Genomic DNA, 20221 nt, shown 5'->3' with positions numbered 1-20221 from the left:
AGATAGAGGATAAACAAGGAACGATGAGATAAGAAAGGGACGACATTTATGAATTACCATGTAACCGTCATCGGCGGAGGGCCTTCAGGGCTTATGGCAGCCATCGCTGCTGCTGAACAGGGTGTAAGTACGCTCTTGATTGAAAAAGGAAAAAAGCTGGGCACCAAGCTTGCCATCTCCGGAGGCGGGCGCTGCAATGTTACGAACCGCCTTCCAGAAGAGGAAGTCATCAAGCATGTACCAGGAAACGGAAAGTTCCTATACAGTCCATTTTCTGTTTTTAACAATTACGATATCATTGACTTCTTTGAGGGGCTTGGAGTCGCGCTCAAAGAAGAAGACCACGGCCGGATGTTTCCGGTCAGTAATAAGGCGAAGGATGTTGTCCAGGCCCTTCTGAACCGGATGGATGAATTGAATATCGAAGTAAGAAAAGAAACGCCTGTGGATGCCATTCATTACGGAGAAAACGAACACGAGATCATTTTGAAGTCCAAAGAGAAGATACAAACGAATGCTGTAGTCATTGCGGCCGGCGGGAAAGCTGTCCCGCATACCGGATCTACCGGAGATGGCTATGCATGGGCGAAGAAAGCAGGACATACGATTACAAAGCTGTTTCCGACAGAAGTGCCTCTGCTGTCAAACGACACTGTAATTAAACAAAAGACTCTTCAGGGACTTTCTCTGCGGGGTGTGAACGTATCGGTATTAAATCCGAAAGGCAGAAAGATCATCACCCACCGGATGGATATGCTGTTCACTCACTTCGGTCTTTCCGGGCCTGCTGTTTTACGCTGCTCTCAATATGTCGTGAAAGAGCTGATGAAAGGCCACTCACCTGTGCAGGTGGAGATTGATGCTCTTCCTGACCAGCATGAACAATCCCTGCACGATGAGCTTCAGAAAACGATGAAAGACCAGCCCAAAAAAGCTTTTCGGAATGTAGTCAAGGGGATGGTTCCTGAACGTCTGCTCGACTATGTTCTGGATCAGTCCGAAATCGATCGTGAGGATAAAGCGGCGAACTTGTCCAATCAGCAGCTCCACCAATTCGTTCAACTGCTGAAACACTTTACCGTTCACGTACACGATTCCCAGCCGATCGAAAAAGCTTTCGTAACAGGTGGCGGTGTTTCTATCAAGGAAATCGTCCCGAATACCATGCAGTCGAAATTCATGCCGGGACTTTATTTCTGTGGAGAAGTTCTGGACATTCACGGATATACCGGCGGATACAATATTACCTCAGCAATGGTCACCGGCCGTGTAGCGGGCATGCACGCAGCATGGGAAGCGATGGCATGACAAAAAAGTCGAGAAAGGGTCAGCCCTTTCTCGACTTTCTTTGTTTATATTCTGTTTCCCGGCCAAGCTCACGGTTGATCAACAGCTGCATTTCCTCACGGTTCTCCGGCATGATAACCGGATCCTCCTCATGCCAATCCACCATATAAATAATATAGAAACGCCGTATCCTTCTGAAATATACGGTTGAATGTGGAAACGTATCGAAATATCCGCGGACCATTTTCCTACGTGAATAACTCCATCTCGTCAGTTGTATGATGATCACCCCGAACATATATTCTCATCATCAGTATAACGAGGAATCTATGAAAATTCAACCGGAATTACCAAATAAAAACCAGTCCTAAAAACGAGAATAAGAGACTGCTGAAGAGGTAAAGATATCCATAGGCCTGCAGCCGGTCCCACCTGTTCGTCAAACCGAAAACACCTGCAATAGCCAGCCATACGATCATAGCCACAAAAATCATGTGCTGGATTTCTCCAATATCTTCTTTCAGAGAAACAAGATAAAACCCAAGAGGGAGAAGCAGCAGAAGAACGGCATACTTCCAATTCCAAAATGTATTGCGTTTTCTTTCAAATTGAACCATTTCAAACGCTCCTTCATTCCTTATGTATACATCTTCCCGCCTATATTTTACCACACTTTAATAGATTCATGGATGGATCATATCCCTATCCAATAGTCTCTGTTATTGCTTGGTGTTGTTATTTAACATGTGAGCTCCTATCCCCCCTTTCTGTCATGGGATTTGTAGGAGGCGACCGGGAATGACTCCCTTTCCGTAGGGTACCGTGAGCCGCGGAAAGCGGACGGTTTTCCCTGCCATCCCATGCTCTGAGTAAACAACGGACCCCTAATTCCAGACGGAAACGATTTAGTAATCGTTTAAAATATCAACAACCGACTTTAACAGAGCTATTCAATAAAAAACACCCGGTCAGGAACCGGGTGTTTTTCATGAATTAAAAGTCTACATCTTTACCATAGTAAGCAGCGATGAACAATTGTTTCATCTGCTCTACAGAAGTTTCACGAGGGTTCGTTCCAGTACATGGATCTTCTACAGCATTGGCAGCCATTTGATCGACATGTTCTTTAAACAACTCTTCTTCTACACCAAAGTCTTTCAGTGTATTTGGTACATCCATCTCTTTATTCAGATTGCGTACCCATTCAATCAGACGATCTACGAGTTCTTCATCTGTCTGTCCGGAAAGGCCGATCCGGCGGGCAAGAGCTGCATAGCGGTCTTCCACTACACTGCGGTTGAATTGAATGACATATGGAAGATAAATCGCGTTCGCACAGCCGTGTGGAACACCAAAGGTCGGTCCACTCTTATGCGCCAGGCTGTGAACGTTCCCGAGAACAGCATTTGCAAAAGCCATGCCTGCCATCGCTTGAGCGTAATGAACTTTTTCACGGGAATCCTGGTTGTCTTTGTAAGAAGCCAGGAGATGCTGATCCAATGTCTCCAACGCCTCAATGGACAAAGCGTCAGTGAAGGTCGTCCTCGGTTTCGCCACATAAGCTTCAATGCTGTGTGTTACAGCATCCATACCACTATAGGCGGTCACGTGCTTCGGCATCGATTCAACCATAACCGGGTCAATGACAGCAAGGTCTGGTGTCAGGTCAAAATCAGCCAGCGGATATTTCACCCCTGTTTCTGATTCTGTAATGACAGAGAGGTTGGAAATCTCTGACGCTGTACCACTTGTTGTCGGGATTCCGATAAATTTCGCTTTCCCTCTTAGAGCCGGCAGATTAAATGGCTCCATTGCGTCCTGGAAGCTGAGTTCCGGGTGTTCATAGAAAATCCAGAAGGCTTTGGCAGCATCCATTGGGGACCCGCCTCCGATACCAATGATCCAGTCCGGCTCATAGTTTTTCACTTCTTCCAGATGATTGTTAACTAAGTCCGTAGACGGCTCTTCTGTAATACCTTCAATGACTTTCGTTTCTATATCCGCTTTAGACAAATGTTGTTTAATCGTATCCAGATTTCCATTTTCTTTTACTGAGCCTCCGCCAATAACAAGGAGTGCCCGCTTACCTTTGATCTCCTGAAGGATTTCAAGAGCATTTTCACCAAAGTATATATCGCGTGGAATTGTAAATCGATTCATGTTCAATACCTCCAAACTAGATTTGAACTCACAGAGGGAACATAACCGTTTACCTGCTATGTTAAACACAGCAGCAGGCTTATGGAACAAATTCGTGACCAAAGACTCGGTTTCCCCACTGTAAAACCAGTCCTTTAGACACGCTTCTTTATTTCTTCATAAGAGAACAGCAATCTATAAATCATCATTAGAAAACATAAAAAACCCTTCAGGATAATCCTGAAGGGTTCGTGTGACGTGGCAGCGTCCTACTCTCACGGGGGTAAACCCGACTACCATCGGCGCTGAAGAGCTTAACTACTGTGTTCGGCATGGGAACAGGTGTGACCTCTCCGCCTTCACCACCACATCAATATAAAGTTTGAGGTAAACCCTCAAAACCAGATAAGGAAACAACTATTGATTAAAACACGATTCACGAAGTTCAGTCCGGCTGCAGCTCCTAAATCCTCGCTGTTCTAAGCAAACATTCTTCAAGACTGAAAAACACAGTCTTTACGAATGTTTGCTTAGCCAGTCGGATTTGACCAGTCGCTTTCGCCTTCTTCATATAGATAAGTCATCGATCCATTAGTATCCGTCAGCTCCACGTGTCACCACGCTTCCACCTCGGACCTATCAACCTCATCGTCTCTGAGGGATCTTATCTGCTCGAAGCAGAGGGAAATCTCATCTCAAGGGGGGCTTCATGCTTAGATGCTTTCAGCACTTATCCCGACCACACGTAGCTACCCAGCGATGCTCCTGGCGGAACAACTGGTACACCAGCGGTGTGTCCATCCCGGTCCTCTCGTACTAAGGACAGCTCCTTTCAAATTTCCAACGCCCACGACGGATAGGGACCGAACTGTCTCACGACGTTCTGAACCCAGCTCGCGTACCGCTTTAATGGGCGAACAGCCCAACCCTTGGGACCGACTACAGCCCCAGGATGCGATGAGCCGACATCGAGGTGCCAAACCTCCCCGTCGATGTGGACTCTTGGGGGAGATAAGCCTGTTATCCCCGGGGTAGCTTTTATCCGTTGAGCGACGGCCCTTCCATACGGTACCGCCGGATCACTAAGCCCGACTTTCGTCCCTGCTCGACTTGTAGGTCTCGCAGTCAAGCTCCCTTGTGCCTTTACACTCTGCGAATGATTTCCAACCATTCTGAGGGAACCTTTGGGCGCCTCCGTTACTCTTTAGGAGGCGACCGCCCCAGTCAAACTGCCCACCTGACACTGTCTCCGGACCGGATTACGGTCCTGGGTTAGAATGTCCGTACAGCAAGGGTAGTATCCCACCAGCGCCTCCACCGAAGCTGGCGCTCCGGTTTCCAAGGCTCCTACCTATCCTGTACAAGCTGTACCAACATTCAATATCAGGCTGCAGTAAAGCTCCACGGGGTCTTTCCGTCCTGTCGCGGGTAATGTGCATCTTCACACATAGTATAATTTCACCGGGTCTCTCGTTGAGACAGTGCCCAAGTCGTTGCACCTTTCGTGCGGGTCGGAACTTACCCGACAAGGAATTTCGCTACCTTAGGACCGTTATAGTTACGGCCGCCGTTTACTGGGGCTTCGGTTCAACGCTTCGCATAAGCTAACGCATCCCCTTAACCTTCCAGCACCGGGCAGGTGTCAGCCCCTATACTTCGCCTTACGGCTTCGCAGAGACCTGTGTTTTTGGTAAACAGTCGCTTGGGCCTTTTCACTGCGGCTCCTCGGCAGAGGAGCACCCCTTCTCCCGAAGTTACGGAGTCATTTTGCCGAGTTCCTTAACGAGAGTTCTCCCGCTCACCTTAGGATACTCTCCTCGCCTACCTGTGTCGGTTTGCGGTACGGGCACCTCTTTCCTCATTAGAGGCTTTTCTTGGCAGTGTGAAATCAGGAGCTTCGGTACTATAGTTCCCTCCCCATCACAGCTTGACGTTGCCGGACGGATTTGCCTATTCCGACCGTCTCACTGCTTGGACGTGCACATCCAATGGCACGCTCTCCTTATCCTCCTGCGTCCCCCCGTCATTCAAACGGAAAGGAGGTGGTACAGGAATATCAACCTGTTGTCCATCGCCTACGCCTTTCGGCCTCGGCTTAGGTCCCGACTAACCCTGAGAGGACGAGCCTTCCTCAGGAAACCTTAGGCATTCGGTGAAAGAGATTCTCACTCTTTTTTCGCTACTCATACCGGCATTCTCACTTCTAAGCGCTCCACCAGTCCTTACGGTCTGACTTCGCAGCACTTAGAACGCTCTCCTACCACTGATCATAAGATCAATCCGCAGCTTCGGTGGTGTGTTTAGCCCCGGTACATTTTCGGCGCAGAGTCACTCGACCAGTGAGCTATTACGCACTCTTTGAATGATGGCTGCTTCTAAGCCAACATCCTGGTTGTCTAAGCAACTCCACATCCTTTTCCACTTAACACACACTTTGGGACCTTAGCTGGCGGTCTGGGCTGTTTCCCTCTCGACCATGAACCTTATCACCCACGGTCTGACTCCCAGAACAAAGTCTATGGCATTCGGAGTTTGACTGAATTCGGTAACCCGATAGGGGCCCCTCGTCCAATCAGTGCTCTACCTCCATGACTTTCTATTCTGAGGCTAGCCCTAAAGCTATTTCGGAGAGAACCAGCTATCTCCGTGTTCGATTGGCATTTCACCCCTACCCACACCTCATCCCCGTAATTTTCAACTTACGTGGGTTCGGGCCTCCAGTCAGTGTTACCTGACCTTCACCCTGGACATGGGTAGATCACACGGTTTCGGGTCTACGACCGCATACTCACTCGCCCTGTTCAGACTCGCTTTCGCTGCGGCTCCGCTTCTGCTGCTTAACCTCGCATACGGTCGTAACTCGCCGGTTCATTCTACAAAAGGCACGCCGTCACCCATTAACGGGCTCCGACTACTTGTAGGCACACGGTTTCAGGTTCTATTTCACTCCCCTTCCGGGGTGCTTTTCACCTTTCCCTCACGGTACTGGTTCACTATCGGTTACTAGGGAGTATTTAGCCTTGGGAGATGGTCCTCCCGGATTCCGACGGAATTCCTCGTGTTCCGCCGTACTCAGGATCCACTCCGGAGAGAGGAAGATTTCGACTACAGGGCTGTTACCCTCTTCGGCTGATCTTTCCAGATCGATTCGTCTATCTTCCTCCTTGATAACTCCAAAGGAGTGTCCTACAACCCCAGAAAGCAAGCTTTCTGGTTTGGGCTGATTCCGTTTCGCTCGCCGCTACTTGGGAAATCGCGTTTGCTTTCTCTTCCTCCGGGTACTTAGATGTTTCAGTTCCCCGGGTCTGCCTTCCTATACCTATGTATTCAGTATAGGATACTGTCCCATTACGAACAGTGGGTTTCCCCATTCGGAAATCTCCGGGTCAAAGCCTGCTTACGGCTCGCCGGAGCATATCGGTGTTAGTCCCGTCCTTCATCGGCTCCTAGTACCAAGGCATCCACCGTGCGCCCTTATTCACTTAACTATCTTCGTGAAAAGACGTTTATATAAATCAATTAGATGTCTTGTCATCATGATCTCATCGCTAGATGAGTCATAATTCCTTATCCAGTTTTCAAGGTTCACAAATTTGAAAGATGCTTTGATCTCTCAAAACTGAACAACCAACACAGTACGTTTCCGTAATATCCTTAGAAAGGAGGTGATCCAGCCGCACCTTCCGATACGGCTACCTTGTTACGACTTCACCCCAATCATTGGCCCCACCTTCGGCGGCTGGCTCCAAAAAGGTTACCTCACCGACTTCGGGTGTTGCCAACTCTCGTGGTGTGACGGGCGGTGTGTACAAGGCCCGGGAACGTATTCACCGCGGCATGCTGATCCGCGATTACTAGCGATTCCGGCTTCATGCAGGCGAGTTGCAGCCTGCAATCCGAACTGAGAATGGTTTTATGGGATTTGCTACACCTCGCGGCTTCGCTGCCCTTTGTACCATCCATTGTAGCACGTGTGTAGCCCAGGTCATAAGGGGCATGATGATTTGACGTCATCCCCGCCTTCCTCCGGTTTGTCACCGGCAGTCACCTTAGAGTGCCCAACTGAATGCTGGCAACTAAGATTAGGGGTTGCGCTCGTTGCGGGACTTAACCCAACATCTCACGACACGAGCTGACGACAACCATGCACCACCTGTCACTTGGTCCCCGAAGGGAAATCCCTATCTCTAGGGAGGTCCAAGGATGTCAAGACCTGGTAAGGTTCTTCGCGTTGCTTCGAATTAAACCACATGCTCCACCGCTTGTGCGGGCCCCCGTCAATTCCTTTGAGTTTCAGCCTTGCGGCCGTACTCCCCAGGCGGAGTGCTTAATGCGTTAACTTCAGCACTAAGGGGTGGAAGCCCCCTAACACCTAGCACTCATCGTTTACGGCGTGGACTACCAGGGTATCTAATCCTGTTTGCTACCCACGCTTTCGCACCTCAGCGTCAGAAACAGACCAGAGAGTCGCCTTCGCCACTGGTGTTCCTCCACATATCTACGCATTTCACCGCTACACGTGGAATTCCACTCTCCTCTTCTGTCCTCAAGTTCCCCAGTTTCCAATGACCCTCCACGGTTGAGCCGTGGGCTTTCACATCAGACTTAAGGAACCGCCTGCGCGCGCTTTACGCCCAATAATTCCGGACAACGCTTGCCCCCTACGTATTACCGCGGCTGCTGGCACGTAGTTAGCCGGGGCTTCCTCGTCAGGTACCGTCAAGGTACCGCTCTATTCGCACGGTACTTGTTCTTCCCTGACAACAGAACTTTACGATCCGAAGACCTTCATCGTTCACGCGGCGTTGCTCCGTCAGACTTTCGTCCATTGCGGAAGATTCCCTACTGCTGCCTCCCGTAGGAGTCTGGGCCGTGTCTCAGTCCCAGTGTGGCCGATCACCCTCTCAGGTCGGCTACGCATCGTTGCCTTGGTGAGCCGTTACCTCACCAACTAGCTAATGCGCCGCGGGCCCATCTGTAAGTGATAGCGAGAAGCCATCTTTCAACTTATCTTCATGCGAAGAAAAGTATTACCCGGCATTAGCCCCGGTTTCCCGGGGTTATTCCGATCTTACAGGCAGGTTGCCCACGTGTTACTCACCCGTCCGCCGCTCGTTCCACGAGCTTCACCCCGAAGGGATCCACTCGCTTCCCGCGCTCGACTTGCATGTATTAGGCACGCCGCCAGCGTTCGTCCTGAGCCAGGATCAAACTCTCCATAAAAGTAGTTTGACTTGCTCATCTGCACACCGAATGTGCTTGTTTCAAATTTCTTCATTAAAGAAGAAACGTTTTGACGTACTGGTTGGTTCGTTCAGTTTTCAAAGATCAAATACTGCCTATCCGACAGTAATCAAATTCTAGCATAACTACTCTTATTTCGTCAATAGCATTTACTAGATTTTGTTGATTTTTTTACGTTGCTGCTAGTTTCTCTGAAGCAACGTTTACTATATTACATGTTATACACCGTTACGTCAATAGAATGATAGATATCTTTATCAACTTTTTATATTCAACTATTATCATGGTTTTCCTGTATGGATATGATCCCGACAGTTAAAAAAATGAGTCTCTTCTAGTGTCGAAGAGACTCATTCAGGCTGCAAGTAATAGACGGCCTTTCCTTTTTTCTTTCTGATCATACGTGCGGCCATCCGTGCGGCCCGTTTATTGTCGGAAATGACCAGGATATCTTTTGTGCAGTCAAATCGTTCCTTTAAAGCCCGGGACAAATAATTTAACGGAATGTTCTCAGCTCCAGGATAAGGGGAACGGTGGGCGATGATGTAATCCCTGATATCAATCACACAGACGTTATCCTCTGAATAAGACTGTTCGAAATAAGACTTCAGAGATGATCTCCGTTTATAGTAGAACAGGGTGGTCAGGAATATTATTATGGCCGATCCATATACGAATTCCATTGTTCTCACAACCCTTTCAGGATTAAAAGACGAGTTCTCCGTCCCATTTCAACATGCCGCCTTCCATATTCGATACATTGGAGAAGCCTTTTTCCTTCATAAATTCTGATGCGTTCATGCTTCTGCGGCCGGAGCGGCAGACCATCACATAGGATTCATCTTTTGGAAGCTGATCTACGGACTGCGGGATGTCGCTTAGTTTAATGTGTCTGGCCCCAGGAATCATACCTTGAGCCACTTCATCATCTTCCCTGACATCTATGACTTTAATATCTTCATTATTGTTCAGTTTGTTTTCGACTTCTTGTGGTGTTATTTCTTTAATTTGGTTCACGATAACCCCTCCAATTGTATTGATCCATGTTCATTTTAATCCATCATATTTCAAAGTCAAGACATCTGTTCAAGAGGTGGTTTCCTACATAAAAAGAGCGCCACAGGCATTTTACCCAGCGGCACTCTTTCTAAAACAATCAGTTGGCTACAATATTCACAAGTTTCCCAGGCACTGCAATGACTTTACGCACTGTTTTTCCGTTCAACCACTCCTGAACGTCCTCATTTTCCAGCGCCTGCTTTTCAAGATCCTCTTTGGAGGCCTCCGCAGGTACCATCATTTTCGCTCTTACTTTACCCATGACCTGAACGACAATCTCTACTTCATCTTCGACAAGTTTGGATTCATCGAAAGAAGGCCAGGGCTGATAAGTAATGGTTTCCTCATGTCCAAGCTTTTCCCATAGTTCTTCTGCAATGTGAGGAGCAACAGGGGAAAGCAGCTGGACGAATCCTTCAGCATAGGCTTTAGGAATCGTATCGGCCTTATAGGCTTCATTAATGAACACCATCATCTGTGAAATGCCTGTATTGAAACGCAGTTCCTCAAAGTTTTCCGTCACTTTTTTCACTGTCTCATGGTAGACCTTCTCTAAAGAATGGCCGGATTGTTCCGGTTGAATAGAACTTGTCAGCTCACCGTCCGGCATGAACAATCTCCATACACGATCAAGGAAGCGACGGGCACCGTCAAGACCGTTTGTCGACCAGGCAATAGATGCTTCCAATGGTCCCATGAACATTTCATAAAGGCGCAGTGTATCCGCCCCGTGTGAATAGACGATATCATCAGGGTTCACAACGTTCCCTTTGGATTTACTCATTTTCTCGTTATTCTCTCCAAGAATCATCCCCTGGTTGAACAGTTTTTGGAACGGTTCTTTTGTTGGGACAACACCTGCATCATATAGAACCTTGTGCCAGAAACGAGCATAAAGAAGGTGAAGAACGGCATGTTCAGCCCCACCGATGTATACGTCGACAGGAAGCCACTTCTTCAAGGCTTCATAATCTGCAAATGTTTCTGAATTGGTCGGATCAATATAACGAAGGTAATACCAGCAGCTTCCTGCCCACTGCGGCATAGTATTTGTTTCTCTGCGGCCCTTCATCCCTGTTTCAGGATCCACAACGTTTACCCAGTCATCAATATTAGCCAGCGGGGATTCCCCGGTCCCCGACGGTTTGATTTCTGTTGTTTTCGGCAGTTCAATAGGAAGATCCGCTTCTTTTACCGGTGTGATGGATCCGTCTTCCCAGTGGATGACAGGGATCGGCTCACCCCAGTAACGCTGGCGGCTGAACAACCAGTCACGCAGGCGGTATGTCGTCTGCTTCTTACCACGGCCGTTTTCCTCAAGCCATTGAATGGCTTTTTGAATGGCTTCTTCTTTTTGAAGGCCATCAAGGAAGTCGGAATTGATGTGAGGTCCATCTTCTGTATAAGCCGCTTCCTCTACATTCCCGCCTTCAACGACGGGGATGATAGGAAGACCGAAAGCCTGGGCGAATTCATAATCCCGCTCATCATGAGCCGGTACCGCCATGATTGCTCCGCTTCCATAGCTCATAAGTACGTAGTCAGCCACCCATACCGGAAGTTTTTCACCATTGATCGGGTTGACGGCATAGGCTCCGGTAAATACTCCGGTTTTATCCTTCGCTAGATCTGTCCGCTCAAGGTCGCTCTTGTTTTTCGCTTTTTCAATATAAGCGGCTGCCGCTTCTTTTTGTTCCCCTGTCACGATTTCATCGACTAATGGGTGCTCAGGGGCAAGAACAGCGTAAGTAGCCCCGAACAATGTGTCCGGACGCGTTGTAAATACATCAAAGGTAAGCTCTGTACCGTCCAGGGCAAAGGTGACTTCCGCCCCTTCGGATTTACCGATCCAGTTGCGCTGCATATCTTTAATACTTTCCGGCCAGTCCAGCTCTTCCAGATCATCCAGAAGACGATCCGCATATGCCGTGATTTTGAGCATCCATTGTTTCATCGGCCGGCGCTCAACAGGGTGACCTCCGCGCTCACTCTTTCCATCAATGACTTCTTCATTGGCCAGAACCGTACCCAGCGCAGGGCACCAGTTTACAGCGACTTCATCGATATACGCGAGCCCTTTTTCATAAAGCTTCAGGAAGATCCACTGTGTCCACTTGTAGTAATCCGGGTCCGTCGTATTGACTTCACGGTCCCAGTCATAGGAAAAACCCAGCTCCTGGATTTGACGACGGAAGTTATCAATATTCTGCTTTGTGAATTCTTCCGGATCATTTCCTGTATCCAGTGCATACTGTTCTGCCGGAAGACCAAAGGCATCCCAGCCGATCGGATGAAGAACTTCATATCCCTGCATCCGCTTCATACGGGAAAGGATATCTGTTGCTGTGTAACCTTCCGGGTGTCCCACGTGCAGACCTGCTCCGGACGGATACGGGAACATATCCAATGCGTAAAATTTCTGTTTGTCTGATTGACTGTCTGTTTTGAACGTTTTTTCGTTCAACCAGTGATTCTGCCACTTTTTCTCTATCGTTTTATGATCAAAAGCCACTTCATTTCCTCCTTTATCTCTCTCGAAAAAAATATAAAAAAGCCCCTCATCCCAAATGGGACGAGAGGCTTGATTCCCGCGGTACCACCCAAATTAACACAACTTATGTGTTCAACTCGACATCTGTAACGGCGATGAAACCGGCAGAAACTACTTTACGTTCACTTCTGCGACATCCAAGGCGAGTTCAGGACAATTAAGGACAGCTTTCACCAGCCGCTGCCTCTCTGGTACTTAATCAGAACCTTACTACTCCTTTTCCACGTCATCATATATATTCGTATCTTAATGAAAGGGCAGACCTTTGTCAAGCGCTTCTCTGTTCACCCCTGCCATTCATGCTACAATAGAATGGAATCTATTGTTTGGAGGCACAGCATGATTTTAAATAAAATACTGGACCAGGCTCACGCTCTTATGAAAAAGGCCGTCCATGAAGGCGGCGCTGTCATTGACGGGACGTGCGGCAACGGTCACGACACCTTATTCTTATCCAACCTCGTCGGCAACGATGGTCACGTCTACGCTTTTGACATCCAGGAACAGGCCGTCGAAAACACCAGGGCACGTTTGAAAGAGCACGAAGTACTGGAAAGGGCCACGGTCATTCATGACTCTCATACCCACATTGAGGAGCACCTGCAGGAGGAGCATAAAGGCATGATCCAGGCGGCTATCTATAATCTAGGATACCTGCCTGGCAGTGATAAACGCATCATCACAAAACCGAATGACACCATTACATCCATCGAAAACGTTTTGAAATCGTTAAAGAAAGGCGGCCTTGTCGTCCTTGTTGTCTATCACGGACACCCGGGAGGAAAAGAGGAAAAGGAAGCCGTCCTCCGTTATGTCTCCTCACTGGATCATAAGGACTATGAAGTTCTTAACTACAGCTTCATTAACAAGGATCGGACCCCTCCCTTTATTATCGCCATCGAGAAAAACGTATAAAACAAGCCTGGCAGTTTTAACTTCTGCCAGGCTTTAATTTATGGTACATTTTCGTATTGAAATAAAAGAACGCCGTTTTCCGGCCGCTGATTTTCAGCATATCCTTCACAAAGCTTCTTGCATTGGACAACCGCCTGACTTTCCTGTCGGCCAGATACATCCCAACGAGGCCTTTGTGGATCATTTGATGAAAGGACCGGTCCGGAAGCTTCTGAACCTCTTCATCTGTCCTGCGCACAAAGTATTCAAATCTCCCTTTCATCTGTTCCTGATGGTCATAATAGGAACAGAAGTTGAGATCTCCTTCCCGTTCATCCTCTTCCTGATCAATATAATAGTCAAGAAGAATATGAAGCCCCTGCATAAACGGAAAATAACTGTCCTCCACATTACGGGCCAGGTCCTCATCCATTTTGTTCCCCAGCGCATAGGAAACGAGGCAGAATATGCCCAAGGTGGATCCGGTGCAGGCGGAAAATTCATACCATTTCAATTCCGGCCAGTCGGTCTGGTGATGTTCGAACCACTGCTGCAGTCTCGGAATCCTTTCCTCTTCGATCACGTGCTTATGTACTTGAAGGTCGCAGTACAAACGCCCAAGCTTCAGTGCCCGCTCATGGACAATCTGATAATTGTCAGCCTGACTCAGCACATCCTGGCAGGTTTTCACAAGCTCATGAAGGTACCCGCCGTCATCCTTCTCTTCCCTGTATTTATAATAGTCGCGGCACGGATTCCCAGGGGTTAATGCATCGGCCATCGACAAGTGGAGCCTTTCAAAATCATCAGGATCCATGGAGGTGCTCCGATCACATAAATTATCGAGATAATCACTGATCGTCTGATAAGCGACAATAAAGCGGACAGCAAGATCCGGGCGGTCACCGGAAAGCACGGAATAAACCGCCCCACCTTCGCAATGGAACGTTTTATCCTTGATACTGGCCTGGGCCTGCGTTCTTAATTCTTCATCAGGGATTCGGGAGGCAGCATCTTTCCAATAGGCTAGTTCTTTATGTACTCGCGGAAACACATTCCGATACACTTCGTAAAGCAGATGGACAGCATTGCTTGGAACGGACTCCTTCAAGGGTGGACACTCCTAACGTTCATTTATTATGTTGCTCAAAAAAGATCGTGTATGGTGATAGACCTGGTCATTTTCCGGTTCATTAAAAATCTCATGGTAAAGACCCGGCCACAGCTTATAACTTTTTTCACTGGTATCGACATGATTGAACCATTCTTTTGTGCGTGCCGGATCCACTAAAAGGTCTTCCTCTGCCTGCATCACTAAAAGAGGCACATCAGGAAAACGGCTGACTTGTTGAAACGCCCGGATTCCCGCCTTTTGAAACTCACGGTACCACCGCACCGATACTTTATCAATGACAAGCGGATCCTGACGGAATTCTTCAACCTTGATTTGGTTTCTAGTTACATTTTCGGGATTCTGTCCCGCTTTCATACGCAGCGAAGGGGTAAAAACATTCAATAGATAGGAAAAAGCCTCCAGCGGGCGGGCCGTTTTATTCCGGATCTGTACAGCAGGAGAAGATAAAATCACACCATCCAGCTGCGGCTGCTTTTCCTCCATAAAACGAATCACAGCCAACCCCCCCATGCTGTGGCCGAGAAGGAAAATTTTTTTATCCGGATCCGCCTGCTCATACCAGCTTTGAATGGTTTCAACGTAATCACCAAACGAACGGATATGACCTTTCTTCCCATCAGACAACCCCTGCCCCGGCAGGTCTCCATAAATCACCGAAAAACCGTCCTGACGGAAACGATCAGCAAGTTCCTTATACCTTCCCATATGCTCAAAAGCGCCATGGACGAGAATGATGGTTGCACGATCACGGGCCGATTCCAGTTTTTCCACAGCCGATCCCTCTTTTCATTTGATATACTGATGTTACTCATATTATAAGGGGGCTTCGTATGATTTGCGAATATAAAGGAAAACGACCTCTCATCCACCCATCAGCTTTTACAGCAGAAGATGCCGTCATTACCGGGGATGTTGTCATAGAAGAGAACGCAAGCATCTGGTTTAAGACGGTCATCCGCGGCGATGTCTCATCGGTACATATCGGTAAGAACACAAATGTCCAGGATCTGAGCATGCTGCACCAAAGCCCTGACCAGCCTCTCATACTGGAAGACGGCGTTACGGTCGGGCACCAGGTTACCCTGCATTCTGCACACATTAAACAGGACGCTTTGATCGGCATGGGATCCATGATTCTGGATGGCGCTGTCATAGGGGAGCGGGCCTTTATCGGAGCAGGAAGCCTTGTTCCGCCCGGAAAAGAAATCCCTCCGGATACACTGGCCTTCGGACGGCCGGCCAAGGTGATCCGTTCCTTAACAGAAGAGGATTACAAGGAAATGGACCGGATCCGGAAATCGTATGTCGCAAAAGGGCAGTACTATAAGAACCTTCGGGGCTGAAATGCTTTTCAGCTCGATGCCTGCATGATCAGAAGACATACAGAGGGAAGTGGATAGCCGTATCAAATCAATGCGTACTCTGCCGTTAGTGCAACTCGTGAAAATAAAAAAAGCTGTTTCCTCCAACAAGGAAACAGCTTTTTTTTATTGAAAACGACCGCTGAGCTCTTCCGCTTTATCCGTACGTTCCCATGGAAACTCAACATCTGTCCGTCCAAAATGGCCGTAGGCAGACGTATCACGGTAAATAGGTTTACGAAGATCGAGCATTTTAATGATTCCAGCAGGACGGAGGTCAAACAAGTCACGCACAGCGTCCACCAGCTTTTCTTCCGACACTTTGCCGGACCCGCTGGTATTGATGGAAATGGAAACCGGCTGGGCCACCCCGATTGCATAGGCGAGCTGGACTTCCACTGTATCCGCAAGACCTGCAGCTACGATGTTTTTCGCAACATAACGAGCCGCGTATGCAGCAGAACGGTCCACTTTGGTCGCATCCTTCCCACTGAAGGCACCACCACCGTGACGCGCATATCCACCGTACGTATCTACGATGATCTTACGTCCTGTTAAACCGGCGTCCCCTTGAGGACCTCCGATTACAAAACGCCCGGTCGGATTGATAAAGTATTTGGTTTCATCATCAATATAGCCTTCCGGTACAACGGGCCCGATCACCTGCTCTTTCAAATCCTTCTGGATCTGTTCGAGCGTGACTTCTTCAGCGTGCTGCGTCGAAATAACAATCGTATCCACGCGGACCGGCTGATCATTTTCATCATATTCAATCGTTACCTGCGTCTTGCCGTCAGGACGAAGGTAATCGAGTGTTCCGTCTTTGCGGACATCAGAAAGACGCTTGGAAAGTTTGTGGGCAAGAGAAATAGGCAGCGGCATCAATTCGGGCGTTTCATTGTTGGCAAAGCCGAACATCAGTCCCTGGTCACCGGCACCGATGGCTTCTATTTCATCATCGCTCATTTTCCCTTCACGGGATTCAAGCGCAACATCCACTCCCCCTGCGATATCCGGGGACTGCTCATCAATAGCCGTCAAAACGGCACATGTATCTGCATCAAAGCCGTATTTTGCTCGTGTATATCCAATATCTTTAATCGTCTGGCGCACGATCGATGGAATATCAACATAGGTATTCGTACTGATTTCACCGGAAACCAGGACAAGTCCCGTAGTTACTGTTGTCTCACATGCCACCCTTGCATTCGGGTCGTTTTTTAAAATTTCATCTAAAATAGCATCAGAAATAGCGTCACAGATTTTGTCCGGATGACCTTCTGTCACGGATTCTGATGTGAATAACCGGCGGTTCGCTGGCATTCTAAAAACTCCTCCTTCTGTAAGTACAAAGTATTAGACGGAACTCTTTACCAGTATGTGTAGAAAAACATAAGTTCATTTCATAGTGTCATCCTGGATCCGAAAACATTTTCGTGCACGTTCTCAGTCAGAAATAATAAACAGGCGGCAAGGCCTGGTCATGGACATTTCCTTCTTATAAAAAGAAAAAACCCTTCCTATACCGAGGAAAGGGGCTGCTTCCTTTCGCTCTTATCGTCCAAGGAGCTGACTCCTTGCTTCAGGTTAGCACCATGTCCCTGCGGACGGTTGCTGGGTTTCAAAGGGCCTGTCCCTCCACCAACTCTGGATAAGAGAGTTTCCGTTCTCAGCTATCGTATCGAAAAGCGTGTTTAATGTCAATTGGATTCATCGGGTTTCGACGCACCCCTTCCATCCAGATTCAACCTGGATAAACGTTCTGTTCAAACCATCATAGGATAATAACAGCCATGAAATATGGCAGTGTTGAAAACTTTCCCACAATCCACTGAATAGTATGGACGATTAAAATAAATGTGTTATACTAATCTCACATTATTAAACTGCAAAGGCGGGACGATGCATATGAGTACAATAAACCAACTGTCAGAACTTAATCTTCTACTTTCCCAGGACCATGTCCACCACCAATTATCTGTTCCACATTTAGTGGAAAAGATTTTATACCGCAATGAAGGTACACTAACGGAAAAAGGGGCCGTTCAGGCTACGACAGGTACCTATACGGGACGCTCACCAAAGGACAAATTCATTGTCCGTGACGACGTAACCGAAGATAAAGTCGAATGGGGTGCTGTGAACCAGCCTATTGACGATGATACGTTTGTGAAATTATACCATAAAGTGCTCGATTATTTGAAAGACCGCAGGGAGTTATTCGTCTTCAAAGGTTTTGCAGGAGCGGATGAGCGCTACCGCCTTCCTATGCAGGTTCTTACAGAATTCGCCTGGCACAACTTATTCGCCCGCCAAATGTTCATCCGGCCGGAGGCATCCGAATTGGAGGAGCATGACACAGAGTTCACTGTCATATCTGCTCCAACCTTCAAAGCAGATCCTGACGTGGATGGTACGAATTCCGAAGCGTTCATCATGGTTTCGTTTAAACACCGCGTTGTCCTCATCGGAGGAACAGAATACGCAGGGGAAATCAAGAAGTCCATCTTCTCCGTCATGAACTACCTGCTTCCGGAAAAGAACGTCCTTCCGATGCACTGCTCGGCCAACATCGGCAAAGAAGGCGACGTTGCTCTGTTCTTCGGTCTGTCGGGCACAGGAAAAACGACTCTGTCCGCTGATCCTCAGCGCCGCCTGATCGGGGACGATGAGCACGCCTGGTCCCCCTACGGTGTCTTTAACATTGAAGGGGGATGCTATGCGAAGTGCATCAACCTGTCCAAAGAAAAAGAACCGCAGATCTATGATGCCATTCATTTCGGCTCGGTTTTGGAAAACGTCGTCCTTCAGCCGGATTCGCACGCGCCGGATTATGACGATACGAGCCTGACGGAAAATACACGGGCCGCCTACCCACTGGATCACATTGATAATACAGTCCAGCCAAGTATTGCCGGCCACCCAAATGCCATCATTTTCTTGACAGCTGATGCCACGGGAGTCCTCCCACCAATCAGCCGTTTAACAAAAGAACAGGCGATGTACCATTTTCTAAGCGGCTATACGAGTAAACTGGCTGGAACAGAGAGAGGGATTACCAAGCCGGAAGCGACTTTCTCCGCCTGCTTCGGCTCCCCTTTCCTTCCGCTTGCTCCATCAGCATATGCTGAAATGCTCGGAGAGAAAATAGACCAGTTCAATACGGACGTCTTCCTTGTCAATACAGGCTGGTCAGGGGGAGCCTACGGAGAAGGCGAGCGTATCAAACTGAGTTACACGCGTTCCATGATCCATGCCGCTCTGGAAGGTGAACTGAGTTCTGCCGAAACTTATAAAGACCCTGTGTTCGGCCTTCACATCCCGACCCACTGCCCGGGAGTACCGGACGAAGTCTTATTCCCGAGAAAAACGTGGAACAATCCTGCCGCTTATGATGAAAGTGCCAAAGAACTTGCTGAAAAGTTTCATGCCAACTTCAAAAAGTTCACGTATGCCAGTGATAAAATCAAACAGGCCGGCCCGACCCACCACACAAACTAAACAGAAAAAAATCCGCCGTTATCCAAACGGCGGATTTTTTCTGTTTAGCGGTGTTCCAGACGCTTTAAACATTCCGGCAGAACCTCATCCTTCATCATGAAGCTGAACCGGTCGTTATTTTTCAAGTTTCCCGGCAGATGCCGGAAAAGGACAGGACCATGCGTTTCAAAATAATGATCCTGATCAGCCAGCTCAGATATTGTAGCAAAATAGACATTCTTGATGACAGTTCCGCCTTTTCCATCGACATGATACTGCCCAAGATAAGTCAGATCATCAATATCGGCTCCTGTTTCTTCTTTCACTTCTCTTACTGCTGCCTGTTCCGCCGTCTCCCCTTCTTCTACTTTCCCACCAGGGAATTCGAGCCCTCTGTCTTTGTGCCGGGTTAACAGCCACTGATCACGAAAGCGGCAGATGATCCACACATGTTTCGGCTCTTCAGAAAAAGGGTGATCCTCGAAGGATAACCGGACAGGATTTTGATAAAAATCATAAAAAGTTTTCATGTCTCTTCAACTGCCTTTAATCCTTGTTATACGTTCGCTTTCCTGTTTAAATCGTACCATAAGCAGCCGCAAATACAAACCAGTCCCTCTCTACTTGTAGGATTTCCGGTCCGTACCGACACAAAATCCCCCGATTATGTACGAAAGAACCGCTTCAAAAGGGGAAGCGGCCCTTCTCTCAATTTTTCAATACGCCCATTTCCTCAATATGCTTCTTCGTCATTTCATCACCCAGATCATAGATCTGCTGGAAAGCCTTATGCATATCCTCATCGGTATCATCGTTATCCTGATCCTGATGGTAAGGCATAAATGGAATATGAGCCCTGTAAAAGGACCGGCCGTCTGCCTGGGCAATCTCATCAAACACTTCACGCAGAGCCGTCACTTCTTCAGGGGTGGCGTAGATAATAAAATCATCATTATTAGCATCATGATTTACTGAAATCTCCCGCGTACCGATGTTAATGTAATACTGATCTCGTTCCATCTTCACCCTCCTTTCCCTTAGTGTGAACCATGAAGGGAAAGGTTATGAGTC

Annotated in this window: 14 protein-coding genes, 3 rRNA genes, 1 riboswitch and 1 other annotated feature; of the genes, 4 read left to right on the top strand and 13 right to left on the bottom strand. The window is 48.0% G+C overall.

All coding sequences use genetic code 11. From position 1 onward, the window contains the following. Positions 1-48 precede the first annotated feature (48 nt). Entirely contained in the window at positions 49-1308 is a 1260-nt protein-coding gene (locus tag ACXADP_RS06595; RefSeq protein WP_474969247.1) for a BaiN/RdsA family NAD(P)/FAD-dependent oxidoreductase, read from the top strand. A 326-nt stretch (positions 1309-1634) separates the two neighbouring features. Here ACXADP_RS06595 and ACXADP_RS06590 read toward each other — a convergent pair whose 3' ends face one another. The 8 genes from ACXADP_RS06590 to leuS all read right to left on the bottom strand — a co-directional run bounded on the left by ACXADP_RS06590 (position 1635) and on the right by leuS (position 12241). Then, positions 1635-1904 carry a hypothetical protein gene (locus tag ACXADP_RS06590; protein ID WP_474969249.1) on the bottom strand — a complete coding sequence of 90 codons (270 nt, stop codon included), beginning with the start codon at positions 1902-1904 and terminating at the stop codon, positions 1635-1637. A gap of 376 nt (positions 1905-2280) precedes the next feature. Beyond that, entirely contained in the window at positions 2281-3447 is a 1167-nt protein-coding gene (locus ACXADP_RS06585; RefSeq protein WP_474971124.1) for an iron-containing alcohol dehydrogenase, read from the bottom strand. A gap of 235 nt (positions 3448-3682) precedes the next feature. Next, a 5S ribosomal RNA gene (gene rrf, locus ACXADP_RS06580) occupies positions 3683-3796 on the bottom strand. 201 nt (positions 3797-3997) lie between these two features. Further along, positions 3998-6914 (bottom strand): 23S ribosomal RNA (locus ACXADP_RS06575). A gap of 170 nt (positions 6915-7084) precedes the next feature. Continuing rightward, positions 7085-8649 (bottom strand): 16S ribosomal RNA (locus ACXADP_RS06570). The 16S, 23S and 5S rRNA genes sit together here, the layout of an rRNA operon. Before the next feature lie 371 nt (positions 8650-9020). Further along, positions 9021-9353, bottom strand: coding sequence for a rhodanese-like domain-containing protein (locus ACXADP_RS06565; protein WP_474969251.1), 333 nt, complete (start codon positions 9351-9353; stop codon positions 9021-9023). 22 nt (positions 9354-9375) lie between these two features. Further along, positions 9376-9687, bottom strand: a complete 312-nt coding sequence (locus tag ACXADP_RS06560; protein ID WP_474969252.1) for a rhodanese-like domain-containing protein — start codon at positions 9685-9687, stop codon at positions 9376-9378. Positions 9688-9826: 139 nt separating this feature from the next. Next, the gene (leuS, locus tag ACXADP_RS06555) at positions 9827-12241 is read right to left on the bottom strand and encodes a leucine--tRNA ligase (protein ID WP_474969253.1); all 2415 of its coding nucleotides are present in this window, start codon (positions 12239-12241) and stop codon (positions 9827-9829) included. A gap of 53 nt (positions 12242-12294) precedes the next feature. Then, positions 12295-12513 (bottom strand) — a binding site (T-box leader). A 16-nt stretch (positions 12514-12529) separates the two neighbouring features. Here leuS and mnmM point away from each other — a divergent pair. Further along, on the top strand, positions 12530-13195 hold the full coding sequence (gene mnmM / locus ACXADP_RS06550) for a tRNA 5-(aminomethyl)-2-thiouridylate-methyltransferase MnmM (protein WP_474971123.1): 666 nt from the start codon (positions 12530-12532) through the stop codon (positions 13193-13195). Between the two features lie 16 nt (positions 13196-13211). Here mnmM and ACXADP_RS06545 read toward each other — a convergent pair whose 3' ends face one another. Both ACXADP_RS06545 and ACXADP_RS06540 read right to left on the bottom strand, forming a co-directional pair. Next, a complete protein-coding gene (locus ACXADP_RS06545) occupies positions 13212-14285 on the bottom strand; it encodes a tetraprenyl-beta-curcumene synthase family protein (protein WP_474969255.1) in 1074 nt (357 codons plus the stop codon). A gap of 12 nt (positions 14286-14297) precedes the next feature. Then, entirely contained in the window at positions 14298-15080 is a 783-nt protein-coding gene (locus ACXADP_RS06540; RefSeq protein ID WP_474969256.1) for a lysophospholipase, read from the bottom strand. A 59-nt stretch (positions 15081-15139) separates the two neighbouring features. Between ACXADP_RS06540 and ACXADP_RS06535 the strand changes: the two genes are divergently transcribed. Beyond that, positions 15140-15652 (top strand): gamma carbonic anhydrase, encoded by a 513-nt coding sequence (locus ACXADP_RS06535; protein WP_474969257.1) that lies wholly within the window; start codon positions 15140-15142, stop codon positions 15650-15652. A 144-nt stretch (positions 15653-15796) separates the two neighbouring features. Here ACXADP_RS06535 and metK read toward each other — a convergent pair whose 3' ends face one another. Beyond that, on the bottom strand, positions 15797-16993 hold the full coding sequence (gene metK / locus ACXADP_RS06530; RefSeq protein WP_474969258.1) for a methionine adenosyltransferase: 1197 nt from the start codon (positions 16991-16993) through the stop codon (positions 15797-15799). A gap of 228 nt (positions 16994-17221) precedes the next feature. Next, positions 17222-17328: riboswitch (SAM riboswitch) on the bottom strand. Between the two features lie 250 nt (positions 17329-17578). Between metK and pckA the strand changes: the two genes are divergently transcribed. Then, the gene (pckA, locus tag ACXADP_RS06525; RefSeq protein WP_281658393.1) at positions 17579-19171 is read left to right on the top strand and encodes a phosphoenolpyruvate carboxykinase (ATP); all 1593 of its coding nucleotides are present in this window, start codon (positions 17579-17581) and stop codon (positions 19169-19171) included. A gap of 44 nt (positions 19172-19215) precedes the next feature. Here pckA and ytkD read toward each other — a convergent pair whose 3' ends face one another. Next, positions 19216-19680, bottom strand: coding sequence for an RNA deprotection pyrophosphohydrolase (gene ytkD / locus ACXADP_RS06520; RefSeq protein WP_027956479.1), 465 nt, complete (start codon positions 19678-19680; stop codon positions 19216-19218). Between the two features lie 178 nt (positions 19681-19858). After that, positions 19859-20170 (bottom strand): hydrolase, encoded by a 312-nt coding sequence (locus ACXADP_RS06515; protein WP_474969260.1) that lies wholly within the window; start codon positions 20168-20170, stop codon positions 19859-19861. Between the last annotated feature and the right edge of the window lie 51 nt (positions 20171-20221).

Source organism: Halobacillus sp. AWH4_228 (genome assembly GCF_056158365.1).
The sequence above is the reverse complement of the archived record's forward strand: the minus strand, read 5'-3'. Positions and strand labels throughout refer to the sequence as shown.

Coding starts and splice junctions, on each gene's coding strand:
- ACXADP_RS06595 (WP_474969247.1), top strand. CDS start 49: ATGAATTACCATGTAACCGTCATCGGCGGAGGGCCTTCAGGGCTTATG.
- ACXADP_RS06590 (WP_474969249.1), bottom strand. CDS start 1,904: ATGGTTCAATTTGAAAGAAAACGCAATACATTTTGGAATTGGAAGTAT.
- ACXADP_RS06585 (WP_474971124.1), bottom strand. CDS start 3,447: ATGAATCGATTTACAATTCCACGCGATATATACTTTGGTGAAAATGCT.
- ACXADP_RS06565 (WP_474969251.1), bottom strand. CDS start 9,353: ATGGAATTCGTATATGGATCGGCCATAATAATATTCCTGACCACCCTG.
- mnmM (WP_474971123.1), top strand. CDS start 12,530: ATGAAAGGGCAGACCTTTGTCAAGCGCTTCTCTGTTCACCCCTGCCAT.
- ACXADP_RS06535 (WP_474969257.1), top strand. CDS start 15,140: ATGATTTGCGAATATAAAGGAAAACGACCTCTCATCCACCCATCAGCT.
- metK (WP_474969258.1), bottom strand. CDS start 16,993: ATGCCAGCGAACCGCCGGTTATTCACATCAGAATCCGTGACAGAAGGT.
- pckA (WP_281658393.1), top strand. CDS start 17,579: ATGAGTACAATAAACCAACTGTCAGAACTTAATCTTCTACTTTCCCAG.
- ytkD (WP_027956479.1), bottom strand. CDS start 19,680: ATGAAAACTTTTTATGATTTTTATCAAAATCCTGTCCGGTTATCCTTC.
- ACXADP_RS06515 (WP_474969260.1), bottom strand. CDS start 20,170: ATGGAACGAGATCAGTATTACATTAACATCGGTACGCGGGAGATTTCA.